The organism is Pseudovibrio sp. M1P-2-3 (assembly GCF_031501865.1).
In the GTDB taxonomy this organism is placed as follows: domain Bacteria; phylum Pseudomonadota; class Alphaproteobacteria; order Rhizobiales; family Stappiaceae; genus Pseudovibrio; species Pseudovibrio corallicola.
Genome location: NZ_JARRCW010000001.1, coordinates 489,252 through 510,127 on the forward strand (window position 1 = coordinate 489,252; position 20,876 = coordinate 510,127).

17 protein-coding genes are annotated in these 20,876 nt (G+C 52.0%); 16 read left to right on the forward strand and 1 reads right to left on the reverse strand.

Annotated elements, in window-relative coordinates:
- Positions 1-14 precede the first annotated feature (14 nt).
- The 8 genes from P6574_RS02360 to P6574_RS02395 all read left to right on the forward strand — a co-directional run bounded on the left by P6574_RS02360 (position 15) and on the right by P6574_RS02395 (position 8,659).
- Entirely contained in the window at positions 15-1,067 is a 1,053-nt protein-coding gene (locus P6574_RS02360; RefSeq protein WP_310618789.1) for a LacI family DNA-binding transcriptional regulator, read from the forward strand.
- Positions 1,068-1,359: 292 nt separating this feature from the next.
- Positions 1,360-1,770 (forward strand): hypothetical protein, encoded by a 411-nt coding sequence (locus P6574_RS02365; RefSeq protein ID WP_310618790.1) that lies wholly within the window; start codon positions 1,360-1,362, stop codon positions 1,768-1,770.
- Positions 1,771-1,865: 95 nt separating this feature from the next.
- Complete coding sequence (locus P6574_RS02370; protein WP_310618791.1) at positions 1,866-2,960, forward strand: CobW family GTP-binding protein; 1,095 nt, start codon at positions 1,866-1,868, stop codon at positions 2,958-2,960.
- Between the two features lie 9 nt (positions 2,961-2,969).
- Positions 2,970-3,944, forward strand: a complete 975-nt coding sequence (locus P6574_RS02375) for a WD40 repeat domain-containing protein (protein ID WP_310618792.1) — start codon at positions 2,970-2,972, stop codon at positions 3,942-3,944.
- Between the two features lie 78 nt (positions 3,945-4,022).
- On the forward strand, positions 4,023-4,511 hold the full coding sequence (locus tag P6574_RS02380; RefSeq protein ID WP_310618793.1) for a DUF2937 family protein: 489 nt from the start codon (positions 4,023-4,025) through the stop codon (positions 4,509-4,511).
- 481 nt (positions 4,512-4,992) lie between these two features.
- Positions 4,993-5,667, forward strand: a complete 675-nt coding sequence (locus tag P6574_RS02385) for a hypothetical protein (RefSeq protein WP_310618794.1) — start codon at positions 4,993-4,995, stop codon at positions 5,665-5,667.
- Between the two features lie 131 nt (positions 5,668-5,798).
- Entirely contained in the window at positions 5,799-6,962 is a 1,164-nt protein-coding gene (locus P6574_RS02390; RefSeq protein ID WP_310618795.1) for a glycosyltransferase, read from the forward strand.
- Positions 6,963-7,093: 131 nt separating this feature from the next.
- Positions 7,094-8,659, forward strand: a complete 1,566-nt coding sequence (locus P6574_RS02395; protein WP_310622090.1) for a gamma-glutamyltransferase family protein — start codon at positions 7,094-7,096, stop codon at positions 8,657-8,659.
- Between the two features lie 256 nt (positions 8,660-8,915).
- Here the strand turns inward: P6574_RS02395 and P6574_RS02400 are convergent, their stop codons facing one another.
- Positions 8,916-10,022: a Glu/Leu/Phe/Val dehydrogenase dimerization domain-containing protein gene (locus P6574_RS02400; RefSeq protein ID WP_310618796.1), complete on the reverse strand. Its 1,107-nt coding sequence runs from the start codon at positions 10,020-10,022 to the stop codon at positions 8,916-8,918.
- A 772-nt stretch (positions 10,023-10,794) separates the two neighbouring features.
- On the opposite strand from P6574_RS02400, the gene P6574_RS02405 reads away from it, so the two are divergent.
- The 8 genes from P6574_RS02405 (at position 10,795) to P6574_RS02440 (ending at position 20,841) form a co-directional block, all read left to right on the forward strand.
- Positions 10,795-11,886 (forward strand): TRAP transporter substrate-binding protein, encoded by a 1,092-nt coding sequence (locus P6574_RS02405; protein WP_310618797.1) that lies wholly within the window; start codon positions 10,795-10,797, stop codon positions 11,884-11,886.
- A gap of 164 nt (positions 11,887-12,050) precedes the next feature.
- Positions 12,051-12,572 carry a TRAP transporter small permease subunit gene (locus P6574_RS02410; RefSeq protein ID WP_310618798.1) on the forward strand — a complete coding sequence of 174 codons (522 nt, stop codon included), beginning with the start codon at positions 12,051-12,053 and terminating at the stop codon, positions 12,570-12,572.
- A 5-nt stretch (positions 12,573-12,577) separates the two neighbouring features.
- Entirely contained in the window at positions 12,578-14,158 is a 1,581-nt protein-coding gene (locus tag P6574_RS02415) for a TRAP transporter large permease (protein WP_310618799.1), read from the forward strand.
- Between the two features lie 454 nt (positions 14,159-14,612).
- Entirely contained in the window at positions 14,613-16,595 is a 1,983-nt protein-coding gene (locus P6574_RS02420; protein WP_310618800.1) for an AMP-binding protein, read from the forward strand.
- A complete protein-coding gene (locus P6574_RS02425; protein ID WP_310618801.1) occupies positions 16,592-17,410 on the forward strand; it encodes an ABC transporter ATP-binding protein in 819 nt (272 codons plus the stop codon). The genes P6574_RS02420 and P6574_RS02425 overlap by 4 nt, the downstream gene beginning before the upstream one ends.
- 53 nt (positions 17,411-17,463) lie before the next feature.
- Positions 17,464-18,381 (forward strand): branched-chain amino acid ABC transporter permease, encoded by a 918-nt coding sequence (locus P6574_RS02430; protein ID WP_405048127.1) that lies wholly within the window; start codon positions 17,464-17,466, stop codon positions 18,379-18,381.
- A gap of 14 nt (positions 18,382-18,395) precedes the next feature.
- Positions 18,396-19,472 carry a branched-chain amino acid ABC transporter permease gene (locus tag P6574_RS02435; RefSeq protein ID WP_310618803.1) on the forward strand — a complete coding sequence of 359 codons (1,077 nt, stop codon included), beginning with the start codon at positions 18,396-18,398 and terminating at the stop codon, positions 19,470-19,472.
- 58 nt (positions 19,473-19,530) lie between these two features.
- Complete coding sequence (locus P6574_RS02440; protein WP_310618804.1) at positions 19,531-20,841, forward strand: ABC transporter substrate-binding protein; 1,311 nt, start codon at positions 19,531-19,533, stop codon at positions 20,839-20,841.
- Positions 20,842-20,876 lie beyond the last annotated feature (35 nt).

Consider the following 20,876-nt stretch of genomic DNA (forward strand, 5'->3'; position numbering starts at 1 on the left):
GGGAATTGCACAACGTGGCCAATGATAATAAGCGTTTAAAGCTTGGTGACCTTGCTTTAAACTTGGGAGTTTCAACCGCAACCATTTCTCTGGCCCTGCGGGATTCGCCCTTGGTGGCGGAAAAAACCCGAAAGCGCGTAAAGGACTACGCCGAGGAAGTCGGCTATATTTACGACCGTTCTGCGGCCTCATTGCGTACCTCCCGCTCCAATATGATTGGCGTTGCTGTTCACGATATTCAGAACCCTTATTTTGCAGAGGTCTTTTACGGGCTAGAAGAGGCCTTGTCAGAGGATGATAAAACCATCCTCATCTGTAACCACCGTGACTTGGTGGACAAGCAGGACAAGTTTGTTGGAACAATGCTCCAGCACCGGGTGGATGGGCTCATCCTGTGTCCTTCCATTGGCACAACGGCAAAGTCCCTTAACAAGGTCATTGCCAACGGCGTGCCTATGACGTTGGTTTGCCGCGAGGTTGAGGGTGCTAATGCCCCTTGCGTGCGCGGCGATGACTACTTTGGCAGCTACAGCATTACCAAGCATCTCATTGAGCAAGGTCATCGGCGTATCGCCATGCTCGGGGGCAGGCGCAAAAGCTCTCCGGGACGAGATAGAAACCGCGGCTGGCGCGATGCGTTGATTGAGGCTGGTATTAACCCCGCTGATCAGATCGATGTGCCGGAACTGATGACCCAGACCGATGGGCAAAATGCAGTAAAGGATCTGCTGGCTGCACAAAACCGCCCGACGGCCGTCATGTGCTTTAATGATCTGGTGGCGCTGGGCGTCATGTCTGCCTCCCGACGGCTGGGTATTGAACCGGGACCAGATCTTGCCATCACAGGTTATGATGACACGCAAGGGGTAGAGAACCGCACTCCGGCGCTGACCACCGTGGACAACGGGGCCTTTGAAATCGGGCAGGTTGCAGCTCAGATGATGCTCAGGCAACTGCGCGGGGAGGCGAGTCCCTCAGGGGAAACCCATATGATCCAGCCAAGCTTGCAAATTCGCGAAAGCGCTCCGGCTTTCGGAACCCGTCTGGCACCTTTAGTCAATATATAACTACGGATTTTATGCATTTTTAAAATTTATAGAATACGCTGTTCGAAAGGTCTTGTTCAAAAAAAGATCGAGTAGAAGGATAGCTAAAACTATGCCGCGTAAATATCCTATATCTGATGATGTAACTGAATTTAAGTTGTTTTGTCTTCTTGCTATGGCTGTTATTGTAGGTATGATTGTATTTAACTAGTGGTTTTATAGAGTTTCTATAGATATTACTTATCTATCTTTAATTATAATTTAGTTTGTTTTAGGTAGGCTGGTCCCATGCTTGTTGATATGGGGTGGCTTCATGACAGGTGTATCCAAGTACAATTCGGCTGTATTTTCATTTTTTCTTGTGGGTGTTTGTTGTGGCACCTTGCCGGCAAGCGCGCAGTTTTACTCTGGCATCTGGTCCATTTTAGACCTTCTTTCAGCCCGGCAATGCACCGTGGTACTTGAAACGGAGCTGGCCCCCGGCGGTTTTGGAAACGCACTCAGTTTTGAAGGCTGTGCAGGTATCAGCTCATCCTTCTTGCAGGTGAATGCTTGGGTCTGGGCGGATGAAACAGGATTATCCATGATGGACAGCCAAGGGAAAATGGTCATGCAGTTCGATCAGGACGAGCTGGATGGTTTGGCCTCTGTTCATCCCTCCCGTTTGTTTCTGGTAATGGAGCCGCAAAGAGAAGTCGCTACTGCGGAAGAAACCCCGTTTTAATGCTCCTCAGCCCTTTTCCTATGGCTTGAACTGATTATATTACCTTAGAGTTTTGGGGCTTGCCAGCCCCCTTTCAGTTTCCATAGGAGAAATAGATGTCAGAAGCCACTGACACCCGCGTTCCAGTTACCGTTTTGACCGGTTATCTGGGCGCAGGCAAAACCACATTGCTGAACCGCATCCTCACCGAAAACCACGGCCAGAAGTATGCTGTGATTGTGAACGAATTCGGCGAGATCGGCATTGATAATGACCTTCTGGTGGAATCCGACGAAGAAGTTTTCGAAATGAACAACGGCTGCATTTGCTGTACCGTTCGCGGAGATCTTATTCGTACCGTTGAAAATCTTATGAAGCGCAAGGGTTCATTTGATGCAATCCTCGTGGAGACTACCGGTGTTGCAGATCCGGCTCCCGTTGCGCAGACCTTCTTTATGGATGATGATGTGCGCGCGGCAGCCAAGCTGGATGCGGTGGTGGCAGTTGTGGATGCTCGTCACGTTCAGCAGCGTTTGAAGGATACGCAAGAGGCGGAAGACCAGATCGCCTTTGCCGATGTTATCTTGCTTAACAAGACCGATCTGGTGGATGCCGCACAGCTGGCAGCTGTGGAAGCAACCATTCGCAAGATCAACCCTTATGCGGAACTGGTACATACAGAGCGCTGTAATGTGGACCTTCGGGACGTTCTGGACCGGGGTGCTTTTGATCTGGACCGTATATTGAACCTTGATCCAAAGTTTCTCGAAAAAGCTTCTCACGCGCACGATCATGACCATGAATGCGGGCCTGATTGCGATCACGACCACGACCATGATCACGATCATCACCACCATCATGATCACGATCATGAATGCGGGCCTGATTGTGACCACGAGCACCATCATGAAGACCCTCATTCCGTGCGTTCCATCTCGCTCAAGGGCGGCGATTTGAATCCGCAGACTTTCTTCCGCTGGATTAATGAGGTGACGCAGGTTGAGGGGCCAAATATCTTGCGCCTTAAGGGTATTATTGCGCTTAAAGACGATCCGCAGCGCTACGTCATTCAAGGCGTGCATATGATTGTTGAAGGCGATCACCAGCGCGAATGGGGTGCGGATGAAAAGCGCGAGAGCCGTTTGGTCTTCATCGGTCGCAACTTGAAAGATGATGCACTCAAAAAAGCTTTTGAAGCCTGTGCGGCCTAAGGGGGAAATGTGACTGTAATTGCTCCTTTGGAAGCGGAAGGCTATGTAGTCTCCGCACACTTTCTTGGCGATACTGCCGCATTTGCGGTGGGGGATGGAACGGTTCGCTTTCTCGGTGGTCCAGAAGCGCTCACGCCCGTTTATAAAGACGGGCTGCTCAGTGCTGCCCGCACACAAGATGGAAAAGCGCTTGTAACCGGTGGCGGGGATGGCAAAATCTTTCGTGTGGAAGCGGATGGGTCCGCAACCTTCATAACCGAGCGCCCGCGCAAGTGGATCGACCTTTTAGCCTGTGGCCCGCAAGACGCCATCGCCTTTGCCTCTGGCCGCACCGCTTGGGTGCGCCTGAAAAACGGAGAGGAAAAGGAATTCGTGCACCAGCGTGCTGTTGGTGGCTTGGCCTTTGCTCCAAAGGGAATGCGCCTTGCAACTGCCCGCTATAACGGTGTTACTCTTTGGTGGGTGAATGCGGCGGGTGACCCGCAGGAACTGCATTGGGATGGTGCCCATAGCGGTGTGATCTATTCGCCCGATGGCAAGTATGTTGTCTCAACCATGCAGGAAAACGCCCTTCACGGCTGGCGCTTGACCGATAGTCAGGACATGCGCATGACAGGCTACCCTAACAAAGTGAAATCCATCAGCTGGTCCGCAAAAGGAAAGTACTTGGCAACATCTGGGGCGGAAGCTGCCATTTTGTGGCCATTTACCGGTAAAAACGGCCCTATGGGGCAGCAGCCCTTGCAGCTTGGTGTGCGCGGAGACAGCTCTGTTACGCAAGTTTGCTGCCACCCCAAAGAAGACATGCTTGCCATTGGCTATCAAGATGGCATGATCATGGCTGTTCGTTTTGGTGATAACGCCGAAGTTCTTCTGCGCCGCCCGGGTAATGGGCAGGTCACTGCAATGGATTGGGATAAAAGCGGAACGAGGCTGGCTTTTGGGACAGAAGAAGGAGCCGCGGGTATTATTTCGCTGACTTAAGAGCGTATGTTTATAGTCCAGCCTTGGGGTGTGCCTGTAAACATCCCAAGGCTGTGAAGTTTGACAGGGGGTAAGGGAATGATCCGAATTCTAGCGCTTTTATGCGGCATAGGGCTCGCAGTTCTTGCTTCCCAGCTTCCCGAGTTTTCCCAGCAATACCGCCAGCGGCTTGGCGGGGCCATTGATGCGCTGGAGGAAGTGAAACGCGCGTTTATGCAAGATGCCCAGTTCCTGAATTTGAGTGTGAACGAGGCTTTCGTCTATATGTCACGCAGTCCAGATGGCTTCATTCGCAAACGTGGTGAAAGCGTTGCCAGTGCGCTTGAGCGTCTGGAGGCCTTGAAAAAACAACGCGCTGACATGAATGGAGCAAAGCCGTTTGAACGGATCTGGCTGTTTTTACGTGCTCCGGATATTGCACTGAGCAAAGCCACATTGCACAACTTCGAGCCAGCTCTCCCGATTACAATTGAAGGAATTATAAGTGCGGGACTGGGCTTCATTCTCGGATTTTTTACTATTCGTTTTTTGGGGCTTATATCTAGAAGAACGAAAACTTCCAGATAGCCGCAGAGGCGCCTTTACCGTACTCTTGAAAAGAGTCGACATTGATATCTGGTAAATATAGATATTAAATTTCTTTCATTAAATAATGCCAATTTCTTATCTTTAATGACTCAAGTAAAGATAAATATTTAAATCATAAGAAAATATTATATCGGGATCTAAAGTGAAATTAATTTTACATATAGGCACTCCCAAAACGGGAACATCTTCAATTCAAAAAACGTTGAAGAATAATTCTCAGCTGCTTGCAGAGAGGGGGTATTGCTATCCTCTGTTCGGGAGCCATGATAACCACAATATCTGTGCCTCGCCACTTCTAAGGAAAATACAAAGGCAGTACTCAAGCCTCAACGCTATCAAGCTATCACAACAATACTGGGCGTCTATTTCCAAGCAGGCACTCTCCAGCAAAGCTCACACTCTTGTTTTGTCCGGTGAACACTTTTTCAGGCTGTATAATGTGGATGCCTGGAAAGATATTATGGAAAAATATCTGTACTTTATTTCTGAAGTGGAAATTGTTGTTTACTTGCGAAAACCCTCTGACTTTTACCTTTCCTATCTGCAGCAAAGCTTCAAGTCGGCCAACAGAATTGTTCGTCCAACAATGTTGAAATATGGGAATAGTTTACAGAACTGGGAGATGTTTGGGGAACTCAAACCAAGGTTATTCGCCAAAGATGCTTTGGTCCAAGGTGATATTATCGCTGACTATTTTAAGCACTATCTTCCAGACGTGTACAAGTCTCCTAAACTGACCCACTACACGCAAAATGAAACCATTTCGGCTGAAGGAATGCAGATTTTACTTGAGTATCAAAAAGTATCCTATGAGAAAGGTAAACCCAAAAACCAGACGAGAACCCGAAAGCTGCTGAGTGAAATTAAAAAGGCTGAGCGGAAAAAAGGAAAATTCGATTACTACACGAAGCCCAAATTGCACCAGAGGGTTTCAACGGTAATTGATAGTGATAATGAAGATGCACACTACATCTATGACAAGTATGGGGTAGATCTGGGCACTCTGGACTTAGATAAAAGTAATTATAGAATGCAAAAGTTCACGGATCTCGAACAGTTGATTACGGTTGACCAGGAGAAGGTGAAGGAAATTAATTTCTCCATAATGAATAAGTTGATTGAAGCGGTTGATTAAAGTTCATCTCCTGCGCCTGTAACGTATAGGCGAGTGTAAAAGTACTTTAAGGTTCCCCCTGTAAGAACATATGGTCTTCTATCCATTTGGAATAGCCATCTTCTATATGTCCACTTACATTCCGGGCGCCTATGAAAATCTCCAAGCGAAAGATAACGGGCTTAAAGGGCAGGGAAACCTATATATCTCTTGTTACTTCCAGCGCGTATCCTTGGAGAACGGGAACCTCTATTAACACCTTGTGGCGGGCGAAGTCTCTCTCTGACCACGGGTATACTGTTACTTTGTATCTTCCCTGGCTGGAAGAAACTGATCAAAAGCATGCTTTCCAAAATGGAGAGATATTCAAAACGCAGGAAGAGCAAACTGATCTCATACGAAAATTTATGGAAATCGAGGAATTGAATTTTGAGCTGAAGTACTATCCAGCCTATTTCCACCGGACATACAAATCAATTTTTACCAATGCGCCCTTCAGAAGGGTTATTGAAAAATGTGATTATCTTCTCGTTGAAGATGTGGACCATCTGCAAGCCTTCAACCCACTGGATAATTATAGGAAACTGGCTGGAGTTGCAGTAGGAATACTGCATACGAACTATTCGCAGTACATCGCTTCGAACCGGAAACAAAAAGGCATTGTTCCTCTTTGGTTTATTCAAACCTACCTAAGAATTTCACTGTTGCGCCATTGTGATGCAGTGGTGGCTCTTAGCTCTGCGTTGTACAAGGTTTTCCGAGAGGCGGCTGTAGTCCCTATTAACGGTATTCCTCAGCGCTTTTTTCTGGAAAACACCCCCACTAAAAAGTCCGCTTATTTTTGCGGTAAGCTCATAAAAGAAAAGGGCTTGTTTGATCTCCTTGATCTCGTATCTCACCTTCCTTTCAAGCTGGATCTGGACCTTTATGGTATAGAAGGGAACCTTGCTGCGCTCACTGACTATGCGGCGCACAAGAACCTGGAATTTTCTTATAAGGGTATAACAGCTCAGCCCCACGTTGACCTCGCAGCCTATAAAATCTTCATAAACCCTTCAAAAAGTGAGGTTTTTTGTACCACAACTGCGGAAGCGCTGGCCATGGGCAAGTTTGTGATTATTCCTCGGCATAAGAGCAACCTTTATTTTTGTAAGTTCAAGAACTGCCTTACATATGTGAGTACCCGTGAATTTGTGGAGGTGGTCACCTATGCGCTCAATCACGAGCCAGAGCAGGATGCCCATCTGGTGGATCTGTCTTGGGAGAAAGCAACGGGCCGTCTTTTGGATTTTTTGCGGACCGTAAAGAGAAGGTGAACAAGCTTTCGGGAGGTCAGGGGGCCTGTTATCTGGTTGCGGGCTTGTACTTCCCTGAAATACTTATAGAAACAGCTAAGTTGTAAAACCTGTCGAGGATTGCCTTGGAAACGCGCTCATCAACGAAGGGGATGGTTGTTGCCCCGCACACACTTGCAGCGGAAGCAGGTGCTGAAATTTTAAGATCGGGCGGCACGGCCTTTGATGCCATGATCGCGGCTGCAGCAACTATTGCGGTTGTGTATCCTCATATGAACAGTTTGGGCGGTGACGGGTTCTGGCTGGTGAGCGAACCGGGAAGACCGCCGAAAGTGATCGAGGCTTGTGGCCCCGCAGGCAGCAAAGCCACTGCCGCGTTTTATCAAGGAAAGGGTTTTGGCGAAATCCCGGTACGCGGTCCTCTGGCTGCCCTCACGGTGGCAGGTGTTGTTGGCGGTTGGCAGAAAGCCCATGAAATAGCCAGTGCGATTGGTGGCGGCCTGCCACTGCGCGACTTGCTGGGTTTTGCGATCGGGCACGCCAAGGCCGGCTCGCCTGTTTCCCGCTCACAAGCCCGTCTCACCCGGCAGCACTTGGAGGCCTTAAAGCAAGCGCCGGGGTTTGCTCAGGTGTTTTTGAAAAATGGGGAGGAGCTGCCAGAGGAAGGGGAGCTTCAAAAGCAGCCTCGTCTGGCGGATACGCTGGATCACCTTGCCCATGAAGGACTTGAGGAATTCTACCGCGGTGATGTGGGGGCTTCCATTTCAGATGATCTGGAGGAAATGGGTGCTCCGCTCACGCGGGCGGACCTGCAAGCCTATCGGGCGCAGCTGCGCAACCCGCTTAAACTGCGCACCAGCTTAGGCACGTTATATAATGCACCGCCGCCAACCCAAGGCCTAGCCTCCCTTGCAATCCTCGGAATATTCGATGAGCTTAAAGCCTGTAGGCCAGAAAGCACCGAGTATTTTCACGGGTTAGTCGAGGCTACAAAGAAAGCCTATATCCTGCGGGACAGGGTGGCGACCGACCCGCGCTATAGCGCGGAAGACCCGAAGGCTTACCTTACACAAAAGTGGATGGCTGCCAGCGCTGATGAGATCAACGCTAAAAAGGCGGCACCGTGGCCGCATCAGTCTCAAAAAGGCGATACCGTCTGGATGGGCGCCGTGGATAGTGCTGGGCGCAGTGTCTCGTATATTCAGTCTATTTACTGGGAGTTCGGGTCCGGATGCGTGCTGCCACACACCGGAATTACATGGCAAAACAGGGGCTCCAGTTTTCAGCTTCATCCGGAAAAGCCTCAGTTTCTGCTCCCGGGTCGTTTGCCGTTCCACACACTGAACCCCGCAATGGCTCGTTTGGATGATGGACGCACCATGGTCTACGGTACCATGGGCGGAGAGGGGCAGCCACAAACACAAGCGGCGATCTTTACACGGGCTGTGCTACACGGCTTGGAACCTGCACAGGCCATTACAGCACCGCGCTGGTTGCTAGGCCGCACATGGGGCGGTGATGAAACGTGCTTGCGGGTAGAAAACCGCTTTGACGGGGAGGCTTTGCGTGGTCTGGACCGGCTTGGTCATGAAATTGAGGTGTTGGATGAAGATTACAGCGACACAATGGGCCACGCGGGCATGATCATCGGCCCCCAAAAAGGCCAGTTGCTCGGCGCACACGACATCCGTGCCGATGGCGGGGCCGAGATTGGCTGATTGGTGCCACCTGAGCCACAAAAACGGCTCAATGTAAATAAGCTAGAGCGCGCTGCGTGAACGCGGTGTGCTCTAAAAACCATCTCCGGCGCCCCGCATCAGGGATTTACCGGAAAACTCTCCCGTGAAGTACGTTGAATGGGCATCCAAGCTTCTAATAGTGTTGATTGGATGCTGTGAAATAAAACGAGAGGGGAGTAGCCCTCTCGTTTGGTGTGAAACCGGTATCAGTTTCAGCGTTTTTTGCTAATGGGCCTTAAGCGTCCGTCATAGCCTTTTTATCCTTACCCGCAGCAATGATTTCCATGGCCATGTGGTCGGCAATCAGGCTTGTTGGCTGGTTTTCCTTGGCAGCTCGATCGAAGATCTTGGTCAAGGTATCTCCGATTGCGTCCACCTGCTGGCGCACATAGGTGTCGTCTGTATCACCGGGTTTGGCAAGGCCGATGGAGATGACGCCGCCGGCGTTGATCACATAATCAGGGGCCCATAAAATGCCGCGCTGGTGCAACGCTTCCCCATCGTCGGGGGAGGCAAGCTGGTTGTTGGCCGCACCGCTGATAATGGAGGCTTTGATTTCCCTGATAGTTTTGGGGGTCAGGTCCGCCCCAAGGGCGCAAGGGGCGAATATGTCCACATCTGCCTTGTGGGCTTCGCTGGTTTCAACTTGTGTTGCACCCAGCTCATTTACCATGCGCTCAAGGTTTGGCTTGTAAACATCGGCGACCCACAGCTTGGCCCCTTCTGCATGGGCAAGGCGTGCAACGGTTGCTCCGACACTTCCCGTTCCTTTTACGCAAATTCTAAGCCCCTTCAGGTTGCTGCTGCCGAATTTGTGGCGGGCCGCAGCTTTCAGGCCCATGTAAACGCCCTGTGCCGTGTAGGGGGAAGGGTTACCCAGCCCGCGGGCCTTGGTGCCGCCAGCATGGGCTGTCTGGGTGCTGATGATTTCCAGATCCCTGTCGCTCATGCCCACATCTTCAGCGGTAATGTAAGAGCCTGCCATACGGTCAATGTGGCGGCCTAAGGCAACGAGCATCTCCGGCGTTTTTTGTGTTTTCGCATCGGCGATGACAACGGCTTTTCCCCCTCCCATGGGCAAACCCGCCAGCGCATTTTTGTAGCTCATTCCCTTTGACAGGCGCAGGGCATCTGTCAGGGCCTCCCCGGAATTTGCATAGGGCCACATGCGGCATCCCCCCAGAGCCGGTCCCAGCGTTGTGTCGTGAACTGCAATGATGGCTTGAAGGCTGGAGGCCGTATCGTTTGCAAAGACAACTTGCTCGTGCCCATCAAATTCAGGGTGGTCAAAGGGGGTATGGGGATTTGAAATAGATAGAGGTTTTGTCATTGGCGCGTTCATGTTTCCTCCCGTACATAATCTCAGAAGGAATTTATAGTCCATCGCTAAGGCGATTTCTGGCTCAATATGACAGATTTTTAATGTTCATCGAAATTATAAATTCAAAAATGGTCAATATCTGGAAATCTTCACCTATAGCGTTCTGGAGCTGAGGAATGCACCTTTATGCTTTGGTCTTCTCTTAGTGTGCCTTTGTGGTTCGCGCTGTTCGGCATGGGCGCGCGACCATAAACTGTTTATGACGGCCTGTGAGAAAACTTGGAAAACCACCCGTTCCATTGCCCGTATTTTCGGCAGTTTTAAAGTAACTGCAGGCGCTTCTGGTATTGGAGATACTCAAGGGTGTGGACCCCAGAAAAACTAATTACAAAATATGATCTATGAAATACAGCTGGGTTTTCTTGCGGAGTTTTCTGTTAAGTTTCTTATACTTTTAATTTATTTTTTCGAATTGCGATTTTCTTCGTATTTTCACTAGGTAATCTTTGTATATTGAGACACAATTACTAGGAAAAAGATATTTAACAAAAGTACAGGACAGCCTCTCTTTCTGATAGTTTCTAAAATGATGAAAAAAATAGCAGATTAATGCAGAAATTTACCTTGTAAAATAATTCGTAGAAAGCGTTTCGGTTTTGCTTGTATCTGGTCTCTGGATGCGCTTTAAAAAAGTAATGTAAAAAATCGCAATATAAGATTGTGCTATGAGGTGGGAGAATATCGGGTTTTCACCTCAAAAGACTGCCTTAAGAAACCCGTGGGAGGAGTTTTTATGGATCGTCGTAGTTTTTTGAAAAACGCTGGTTTGGCCGCAGGGGCAACTGCTGGAGCTTCAACCCTTGCCGCGCCGGCATTGGCGCAAGGTAAGCGCGAGCTGAAAATGGTGACAACATGGCCGAAGAATTTTCCGGGCCTTGGCACAGGAGCGCAGCGCGTTGCAGACCGCATCACCGCCTCGTCCGGTGGCCGTCTCTCCGTGAAGCTTTATGCTGCCGGTGAACTGGTTCCAGCCTTTGAAAGTTTCGATGCAGTGTCCAGCGGCACCGCCGATCTTTATCACGGCGCTGAATATTACTGGCAGGGCAAGCATAAGGCCTTCAACTTCTTCACATCCGTTCCAATGGGCCTGACAGCGAACGAGCTGGATGCGTGGATCAACATTGGCGGTGGTCAACAGCTTTGGGACGAGCTTGCAGGCGAGTTTAACATCAAGCCGTTCATGGCAGGCAACACCGGTCTGCAAATGGGGGGCTGGTTCAACAAGGAAGTGAACTCCCTTGAAGACCTGAAGGGCTTGAAAATGCGCATGCCGGGCCTTGGCGGCGAAGTGTTGCGCCGCTTGGGTGCCACTGCTGTTGCGCTGCCGGGCGGTGAAATTTTCCCAGCTCTCCAGTCAGGTGCTATTGATGCGACCGAGTGGGTTGGCCCTTGGAACGATCTGGCCTTTGGTTTTTACAAGGTTGCCAAGTTCTATTATTACCCCGGCTTCCATGAGCCAGGTGCCGGCCTTTCATGCGGCGTGAACAAAGAGCTCTGGGAAAGTTTTTCAGAAGAAGATCAAGCCATTGTCCAAAACGCTTGTATGGCGGAAAACAACTACATGTTCTCCGAGTTCAACTGGAACAACGGTGCAGCGCTGGAAACACTGGTCAAGAAACATGATGTTCAGCTGAAGAAGTTCCCTGATCCGGTGTTTGACGCTATTGCAGGTGTCTCTGAAAATGTCGTGAAGGAAGCAGGTCAGACCGATGATCTGTCCAGACGCATTTATGAGAGCTACATCAAAGCCCGCTCCGAAGTTGGTGAATGGGACAAGATTTCCGAGGGTGCTTACCTTGAAGCCCGCGAGCGCGTTCTGGGCTAGCTGCACTTATTTTTAGGTGATGCGATGGCTTTCCGCAGTCCTGCGGAAAGCCGGTTTCTTTGGGGCCGGGAGGTGTTTGGCCCTTATTTTCTGAAGCTTTTCATAGATGTATTGGCAATGCTCTGGAATGGCTGCAACAAAAAGAGGCGGGGATGCGCGCCCTCATGAATCTGATTACCGCTTTTAATAGTGGTGTGGGACGGACATGTGCCTGGCTGACGCTGGGAATTGTATTGGTCCAGTTTACTGTCGTGGTCATGCGCTATGTGTTTGGGCTTGGCTCCATCTGGATGCAGGAATCCATCACGTATATGCATGGGTTTTTGTTCATGCTGGCAGCGGCCTACACCTTGAGTGTTGATGGGCATGTGCGGGTGGATATATTTTACCGCGATGCCAATCCGAAGGCCAAAGCCCTCGTGGATTTGCTGGGCTGTATCTTTTTCCTTCTGCCTATGTGCGCTGTTATTGTGGATGTGTCGTGGGGCTATGTTGTCAGCTCCTGGGAAATCCTGGAGGGGTCTCAGGAAACCTCTGGCATTCAGGGGCGCTACTTGCTTAAAAGTGCTATTGTCGCCTTTGCGGTGATGATTGGCTTGCAGGGCATCGCCATTATCATTCGCGCCAGTTACGCTCTGCGGGGCGATAAAGAAGCTCTGGAGAGCTTCAAAATCAGTCAGGAGTAATGGAGATGGACGGTATCCTTCATTCTCTTGATATACTTATGTTTGCAGCTGCCTGTATCTGCCTTATGGCCGGTTTTCCGGTCGCCTTTACTTTGGCGGGCGTTGCGCTCATTTTCGCTTTGATTTCAACTTTCTTTGGTGGTTCTGTCACCTTGGGGGCCATCCCCAGCCGCATCTTCGGCACCATGGTCAATGAAACGCTCATTGCCGTTCCCCTGTTCATCTTCATGGGTGTTATGCTGGAGCGCTCCAAAGTGGCTGAGGAGCTACTGGAGACAATGGGCCGCCTGTTTGGCCGCATGCCCGGCGGACTTGGTATTTCCGTGTCCATCGTGGGCGCATTGCTTGCCGCCTCTACCGGCATCGTTGGTGCAACGGTGGTAACAATGGGCCTTTTGTCCCTGCCAACCATGCTGCGCAATGGCTACAGTCCGCGCGTTGCCTGCGGCTCCATTGCCGCCTCGGGTACACTGGGGCAGATCATTCCCCCGTCTATTGTACTGGTGTTTCTGGCGGACCAGCTTTCTAATGCCTATCAGACAGCGCAGCGGGAAATGGGTAACTGGTCACCGGAACCGTTCTCGGTAGGAGACCTGTTTGCCGGTGCCCTGCTGCCGGGTCTGTCGCTGGTGGGCCTTTATATTGCCTATCAGCTATTTGTGGCGTTTACCCAGCCCCATAAATCTCCGCCCATGCCGGAGCGGGAAGGGGACGCGCCTTCGCTTTCTCAGATTCTACATGCACTCATTCCGCCTGTGGCCCTGATTATCGCAGTTCTAGGCTCCATTTTGATGGGCATTGCCACGCCAACGGAAGCGGCCTCCGTGGGGGCTGTGGGGTCCATTTTGCTGGCAGGATACCGGCTGAACGAGCAGCGGGCATGGCCAATCTATGTGGCTGTGGTGTCCCTTGTGGGTGTATTGACTCTCACATCGTTTATGGACTTGCGCGTTGCCCGCAATGTCATACCCACCAAGGATATGATCGGCATAGTGCTTGCCGCCATTTTCTGTGCCGGTTTCACCTTTGGTATCCTTGTTTCTCTTTACAGGGTTCTGGCGAAAAAGGTCCTTGTTCCGGTGATGGAATCGACAACACAGATCACTTGTATGGTCTTTGTCATCCTCATCGGCGCAACGTTTTTCTCACTCATCTTCCGTGATCTGGGCGGGGAAGAGCTGGTGCACGATATCTTAAACGGCATTCCCGGCGGAGCCATTGGCGCCATTGTGGCGGTTATGGCGGTAATGTTTGTTCTGGGTTTCTTCCTTGATTTTCTGGAGATCGTGTTTGTTGTGGTTCCACTTGTGGCACCTGTTCTGTTGCAATTGGAAATGCCCAACGGCCAGCCCATGGATCCGGCGTGGCTTGGCGTGATGATGGCAGTGAATCTGCAAACATCGTTCCTCACTCCGCCGTTCGGCTTTGCCCTGTTTTATCTGCGCGGTGTTGCGCCGCCCACGGTAAAGACCTCGGATATTTATCTGGGCATCATTCCGTTTGTCCTCATTCAGGTCTTGATGCTGGTGATCCTGTGGTTCTTCCCTGTGCTGGCAACATGGCTGCCGGAAGTCATCTACGGATAGGGTGTTTCAAGATATGAATATTAAACCGCCGGAGGCTTCTTCGGCGGTTTTTTTGTGCGCTGCTCAGCCTGTCTCGGCTCGCCCACCGTGCAGGGTATCCCATTGAAATCTATAGCATGGTAGCCGCAGTTCTCTTGTATGGGGTGGAGGGTGGTGGAAGCTTCCCTAACTGTTCTATTGCGATGCAAAATAAAACTTAAAGCTTCTGTCGACTATAGTACAATAGATAATGTATTCCTATTGGATACTCTAGGTTTAAATGATTTGCTATTGGGTCTTACTAAAGTATAATGTAGATAAAATGTGACTACTAGTTGAATGCGGTAGTCATATTTTTTGTTCTATTGCTGAGATTTTGGCTTGGGAGGGCGAGAATTTCATGTGCTGAGGTTCAATACTTTGGTTTGAAATAGAAAAACATGTTCTGCATGCATAGAACATGAGGGGAGGGGGAATGACGAAGCCAACGGGAGGGGGTGGCGATACTTTTCCTAAGCTGCTGCTTGAAAATGCACAGCGATGGCCGAGCAATCCGGCTTTTCGGGAAAAGGACCTCGGCATCTGGCAGGTGTGGAACTGGCGCGAGACCTATGAGGAAGTGAAGAACCTCTCTTTGGGGCTCAAACAGCTGGGCTGCAAGGAAGGTGAAAAGGTTGCCATTATCGGCGCCAACCGCCCGCAGCTTTATTGGGGCATTGTGGCAGTGCAGGCGATCGGCGGGGTGCCGGTTCCCTTGTACGCGGATGCCATTGCCGATGAAATGTCCTACGTTTTACAGCATGCAGAAGTCACGATGGCCATTGTGGAGGATCAGGAGCAGGTGGACAAGGTTTTGTCCATTGCCGAAAACCTCCCTGAGCTGCGCCATGTTATTTATGAGGATCCGAAGGGCCTGCGAGATTATGACCACACGGACCTGAGTGAGTTCAAGGTGGTTCAGGAGATAGGGCGCCGCCATCAGCAGCAATTTACCATCTCAGGTAAGCATTGGCGGGAAGGGATTGCCAACGGGTCGGGAAGCGATGTGGCGGTGATGCTCTACACCTCCGGTACCACGGGCCGCCCCAAGGGCGTCATGCTCACGTTTGACAATCTCATCATTTCCGCCAGAAACGCCAATAGTTTTGATGGGTTGGACCACACGGAAAGCACACTGGCCTACCTGCCCATGGCGTGGGTGGGGGACCATGTGTTCTCTGTGGCGCAGGCTTATACGGCTGGCTATTGCGTCAACTGTCCTGAAAACATGGAGACAGTTCTGGGAGACCGCAAGGAAATCTCGCCCACTTACTTCTTTGCCCCGCCGCGTGTGTTTGAAGGCCTGCTTACCCATGTGATGGTGCGCATGGAAGATGCCAGTGGCTTGAAAAAGCGCATGTTCGACTATTTTTTGAAAGTGGCAAACCGCATCGGCGGTCGGCTTCTGGATGGGCAGACAGTGACACTCGGCGAGCGGGTGCTTTATGGGCTCGGGTCCTATTTTGTCTATTCGCCCTTGAAGAACCAGATGGGCTTTTCGCGTGTCAAGGTGGCGTACACAGCGGGAGAGGCCATTGGACCGGAGATTTTCCGGTTCTACCGCTCTCTTGGCATCAACCTGAAGCAGCTCTACGGGCAAACGGAATCCAGCGTGTTCATCACTGCCCAGCCAAACGGGGAAATCTATCCCGATACAGTGGGAACTCCCTTTACGGGGGTGGAACTGAAAATCACCGAGAATGGCGAAGTGCTTTACCGCTCTCCCGGTGCCTTCAACGCCTATTTCAAGAATGAAGAGGCCACTAAGGAAACCAAAGATGCCGAGGGCTGGGTGAAGACGGGGGACGCTGGGATGATCCTGGAAAACGGACATCTCAAAATCATCGACCGCGCCAAGGACGTGGGCAAACTCACCAGCGGTCATATGGTTGCGCCTAAATATATCGAGAACAAGCTCAAGTTCTTTCCCAATATCAAAGAGGCGGTTATTTTCGGCAATCAGCAGGATTTTGCCACTGCCTTCATCAATATTGATCTGGTGGCCGTGGGCAACTGGGCCGAGCGCAACAACATCGCCTATGCCTCCTATCAGGAGCTGGCCGCGCACCCACAGGTCTATGGCATGATCGAGGAGCACATAGATCAGGTCAATCAGGATCTAGCCCGCGAAAACCTCATGGCAGAGGCGCAGATCCGGCGGTTCCTGATCCTGCATAAAGAACTGGATGCCGATGACGGGGAGTTGACCCGCACGCTCAAAGTGCGCCGCAAGTTTGTGAGCGAGCGTTATGAACCGCTCATCACCGCCCTTTATGACGGCAGCACCAGCAAGCATGTGGTGACAACGGTGAGCTTTGAGGATGGGCGCTCCGGCACCATCGAGGCCACCGTGGAAATCAGAGATCTACAGCCCCATGCCAGCGGTGCGGGTGCAGCGGTTATGGAGGCAGCAGAATGAATGTTCTGGTTAGTTCCGCAATAGAGGGGAAGCAGGTGGAAAAACAGCGCGATGTGCTTCTGGATCTGCAAAATGTTTCCCTGTCTTTTGGCGGTGTGAAGGCTATCACCAATATCTCGTTCAATGTTATGAAGGGGGAAATTCGCGCCATCATCGGCCCAAACGGAGCCGGTAAAACCTCCATGCTCAATGTGATCAACGGGTTCTACCAGCCGCAGGAAGGTAAGATCACCTTCAAAGGCAAGCACCGGCGCTCCATGAAACCGCATCTGGCGGTGAGCCAAGGCATCGCCCGCACCTTTCAAAATGTGGCTCTGTTCAAGGGCATGTCCACGCTGGACAACATCATGACAGGGCGCTCGGTGCGCATGAAGCGCAACATATTCTGGCAGCTGCTCCACTATGGCCCCGCCCTGCGCGAGGAGATCGAGCACCGTGAGCGCATTGAAGAGATTATCGATTTTCTGGAAATCCAGCACATCCGCCGCACGCCCGTGGGCAAGCTGCCTTACGGCCTGCAAAAGCGGGTGGAGCTGGCCCGGGCCCTTGCCATGGAGCCGGACTTACTTCTTCTGGACGAGCCTATGGCGGGCATGAATCTGGAAGAAAAAGAGGACATGAGCCGCTTCATTCTTGAGGTGAACGAACAGATGGGAACCACCATCGCCCTCATCGAGCATGACATGGGCGTGGTGATGGACCTGTCCGATCGCGTCGTGGTGCTGGACTATGGCCGCAAGATTGCCGATGGCCCGCCAGAGGACGTGCAAAACAATCCAGAAGTCATTGATGCCTATCTTGGCGTTTCACACTAAGGGGGGCTCAGGTGGAACTTTTATATAATATTTTTGTCGATCCGTTTGTTCAAATGTATGACGCGCCGGACTTTCTGCTTCAGGTCCTTTGGGAGGGGCTTGTCTCGGGCGTGCTTTATGCACTCATCGCGCTGGGCTTTGTCTTGATTTACAAATCCTCGCGCATTTTCAACTTTGCCCAAGGCATCATGGTGGTGTTCGCCGCGCTCACGCTGGTGGGCCTGCATGAAAAAGGCGTGCCTGCATGGCTGGCCCTGCCGCTCACTCTGGCGGTGATGTATGTGCTGGCTATGACGGTGGAGCGGGTGGTGCTGCGCCCGCTTGTCGGCCAACCCGACATCATCCTGTTCATGGCGACGATTGGCATTACCTTGTTTCTCGTGGGTTTTGGCGAATTCGTCTTTGGCGGCGAAAACAAAGTTATGATCACCGAGGCGCTGGGCATTCCAACGGGCGCGTTCGAGTTCGAGCCCTTCGGCGGTTTCGTGCTGCTGGAGCAAAAGGACCTTGCCGCCGTTGGCATGGCGGTGGTTCTGGTCATTGCCTTGCTCACGTTTTTGAACAAAACCGCTATGGGCCGCGCCATCCGCGCGCTGGGAGATGACCATCAGGCGGCGCTGTCGGTAGGAATTTCCCTCTCCACGATTTGGGTGATTGTGTGGTTCATTGCCGGTGTCATAGCCCTTGCCACCGGCATCGTGTGGGGTGCGCGGGCAGGGGTGTCGTTCGCGCTGGAGGTGATTGCCTATAAGGCTCTGCCGGTGCTTATGCTGGGCGGGTTGGAATCCGTTTCCGGTGCCATCATCGGCGGCATTGCCATTGGCCTATTGGAAAAGCTCTTTGAAATCTACTGGGGTCAACCGCTGCTAGGTGGCAACACGGAAACGTGGTTCGCCTTCATTCTGGCCCTCATTGTGCTGCTGTTCCGTCCGCAAGGGCTGTTTGGTGAGCGCATCATCGAGCGCGTATAAGGGAGGGAAACCAGATGTTTTATAATACCTCCGGCCAGTTCAAAACCACATACAAGGCAGATCAGGCCCTGTTTCCTATCAAGCAGGATTCATGGCTGCTCATGGTGGTGCTGCTTGCCGCATTTGTGGTGTTTCCGCTTACCGCCAGCGAGTTCACCTTTAAGGCCCTGCTGGTGCCGGTGCTCATTTATGCTCTTGCGGCGATGGGCCTTAACATCCTCACCGGCTTTGCCGGCCAGCTCTCGCTGGGCACCGCCGGTTTCATGGGCGTTGGGGCCTATGCCTGCTACAAGCTCACGACCATATTTCCAGAAATGAACCTGATTCTGGCGCTGGCACTTTCCGGCTGCTTTTCTGCTGCCGTTGGCGTGGCCTTCGGCTTGCCGTCCTTGCGCATCAAGGGCTTTTATCTGGCCATCGCCACACTGGCCTCCCAGTTCTTTCTGGTCTGGCTCTTCGAGAAATGGGCATGGCTTTACAACTACAACGCCTCGGGCGCCATTGAAGTGCGTACGCTGGATCTGTTCGGCCTCACGGTCACCGGCCCGACTGCAACGGCCATGACACAGTACTACTTTGTGCTGGGCGTTGTGAGTGTCATCACCTTCGGACTTATCAACCTCACCCGCGGGCGTTACGGGCGCATGTGGAAGGCGGTGCGGGATATGGATATCGCCGCCGAGCTGGTGGGCATCAACCTCATGCGCGCCAAGCTCAGTGCCTTTGCGGTCAGCTCCTATGTGGTGGGTATTGCCGGTGCGCTCATGGTGTTTTTATGGAAAGGGGCGGCAGAGCCGAACCTGTTCGACATTCCCATGAGCTTTCAAATCCTGTTCATCGCCATCATCGGTGGCCTTGGTAGCATCATGGGCAACTTCTTGGGCGCCATCTTCATCGTGGCCCTGCCGGTTGTCCTGAATAGCCTGCCGCAGGCGCTGGGCATTGAGGTGCACTCCGCCTCAATGGAGCATGTGAATGTGATGATCGTGGGGGCCTTGATTATCTTTTTCCTGATTGTGGAACCGCTGGGTCTAGCCCGTCTTTGGGGCTTGATCCGCGAAAAACTGATTATATGGCCTTTCCCCCACTAAGAGCTTTGGGAGAGCTTGGGAAAGGTGCTCCGAACCGGAGAAACTGGGAGGAAACGGAATGAAAATAACTAAATTTGCGCAGCTTTTGGCTGCGGGATCGCTTGCACTGGCATGCAGCGGGGTCATGGCCTCGGCGGAAGGGCTTTATACACCAAACATGGCCTACCGCACCGGACCTTTTGCAGCCACCGGCACACCTTTGATGAACGGCCAGCGCGATTATGTGGAAATGCTCAACGCACGGGACGGGGGCGTTGGCGGTATCAAGATCGACTTTGAAGAGTGCGAAACCGCCTACAACACCACAAAGGGTGTGGAGTGCTATGAAAAGACCAAGGGCAATGCCATTGTCACCCAGCCGTGGTCAACAGGTATTACTCTTCAGGTTCTGCCACGCACCAACGTTGATAAAATCCCGATCCTCGCTCCCGGTTATGGCTTCTCGCCCATGTCCGACGGCAATACCTTTGCATGGGCGTTCAACCCGCCAGTGTCTTACTGGGATGGGGCCTCCATGATCTTGCAGGGTATCAGCGAGGGGAACCTCGATAACCTCAAGGGTAAGAAAGTCGCCCTGCTGCATCTGGATCACCCGTTTGGCAAGGAGCCTATTCCCTTAATGGAAAAGCTCTCCGCCAAACACGGGTTCGAGCTGCTCACCATTCCCGTGGGCCTGAAAGAAATGCAGAACCAGTCATCCCAATGGCTGCAAATCCGCCGCGAACGGCCTGATTTCGTGGTTATGTGGGGGTGGGGTGCCATGAATGCGGGCGCACTAACCGAAGCAGCCAAAACCCGCTACCCAATGGATCAGTTCGTGGGCGTTTGGTGGTCCGGCTCTGATGGAGACTTGCAAGCGCTGGGCAACAAGGGCAAGGGTTACCGTTCCTTGTCCTTCAACGTTCCGGGCGACTATCCGGTCATTGCCGACATCAAGAAACACGTGGTGGATGCGGGTAAGTCCTATGTGAAATCCGAGGCTGATCTGGACACGGTGTTCTATCAGCGCGGTGTGGTCATGTCCATGATCATGGTTGAGGGCATAAAGGCTGCGCAAAAGCACTTTGGGACCGCAGACATCACGCCATCACAAATGCGCTGGGGGCTGGAAAATCTGGATATTTCTAAGGCAACTTTGGAAGAGCTTGGTATGGCCGGAATGGCCGCTCCCTTCTCCACTTCCTGCGATAACCACACAGGGCATGCGGGTGCATGGCTTCTGGAGTGGGACGGCAAGAAGTTCACCCAGTCCGGCGATATGCTGTTGGCTGATCGGGAGGTGATTGCCCCGTTGGAAGCGCAAAAGGCTGCCGAATACGCCAGGAACAATGCGCCGTGGCCGGGCCGCGATGGCATTGCCTGCAATTAAGCGCGTTTAACGAAAAAGGGAAGCCGGCTGGTGGT

Bases quoted from the DNA above. Each gene is read 5' to 3' on its own strand.
- P6574_RS02365 (WP_310618790.1), top strand. From the start codon at position 1,360: ATGACAGGTGTATCCAAGTACAATTCGGCTGTATTTTCATTTTTTCTT.
- P6574_RS02370 (WP_310618791.1), top strand. From the start codon at position 1,866: ATGTCAGAAGCCACTGACACCCGCGTTCCAGTTACCGTTTTGACCGGT.
- P6574_RS02380 (WP_310618793.1), top strand. From the start codon at position 4,023: ATGATCCGAATTCTAGCGCTTTTATGCGGCATAGGGCTCGCAGTTCTT.
- P6574_RS02385 (WP_310618794.1), top strand. From the start codon at position 4,993: ATGGAAAAATATCTGTACTTTATTTCTGAAGTGGAAATTGTTGTTTAC.
- P6574_RS02390 (WP_310618795.1), top strand. From the start codon at position 5,799: ATGAAAATCTCCAAGCGAAAGATAACGGGCTTAAAGGGCAGGGAAACC.
- P6574_RS02395 (WP_310622090.1), top strand. From the start codon at position 7,094: ATGGTTGTTGCCCCGCACACACTTGCAGCGGAAGCAGGTGCTGAAATT.
- P6574_RS02400 (WP_310618796.1), bottom strand. From the start codon at position 10,022: ATGAACGCGCCAATGACAAAACCTCTATCTATTTCAAATCCCCATACC.
- P6574_RS02405 (WP_310618797.1), top strand. From the start codon at position 10,795: ATGGATCGTCGTAGTTTTTTGAAAAACGCTGGTTTGGCCGCAGGGGCA.
- P6574_RS02410 (WP_310618798.1), top strand. From the start codon at position 12,051: ATGAATCTGATTACCGCTTTTAATAGTGGTGTGGGACGGACATGTGCC.
- P6574_RS02415 (WP_310618799.1), top strand. From the start codon at position 12,578: ATGGACGGTATCCTTCATTCTCTTGATATACTTATGTTTGCAGCTGCC.
- P6574_RS02420 (WP_310618800.1), top strand. From the start codon at position 14,613: ATGACGAAGCCAACGGGAGGGGGTGGCGATACTTTTCCTAAGCTGCTG.
- P6574_RS02425 (WP_310618801.1), top strand. From the start codon at position 16,592: ATGAATGTTCTGGTTAGTTCCGCAATAGAGGGGAAGCAGGTGGAAAAA.
- P6574_RS02430 (WP_405048127.1), top strand. From the start codon at position 17,464: ATGTATGACGCGCCGGACTTTCTGCTTCAGGTCCTTTGGGAGGGGCTT.
- P6574_RS02435 (WP_310618803.1), top strand. From the start codon at position 18,396: ATGTTTTATAATACCTCCGGCCAGTTCAAAACCACATACAAGGCAGAT.
- P6574_RS02440 (WP_310618804.1), top strand. From the start codon at position 19,531: ATGAAAATAACTAAATTTGCGCAGCTTTTGGCTGCGGGATCGCTTGCA.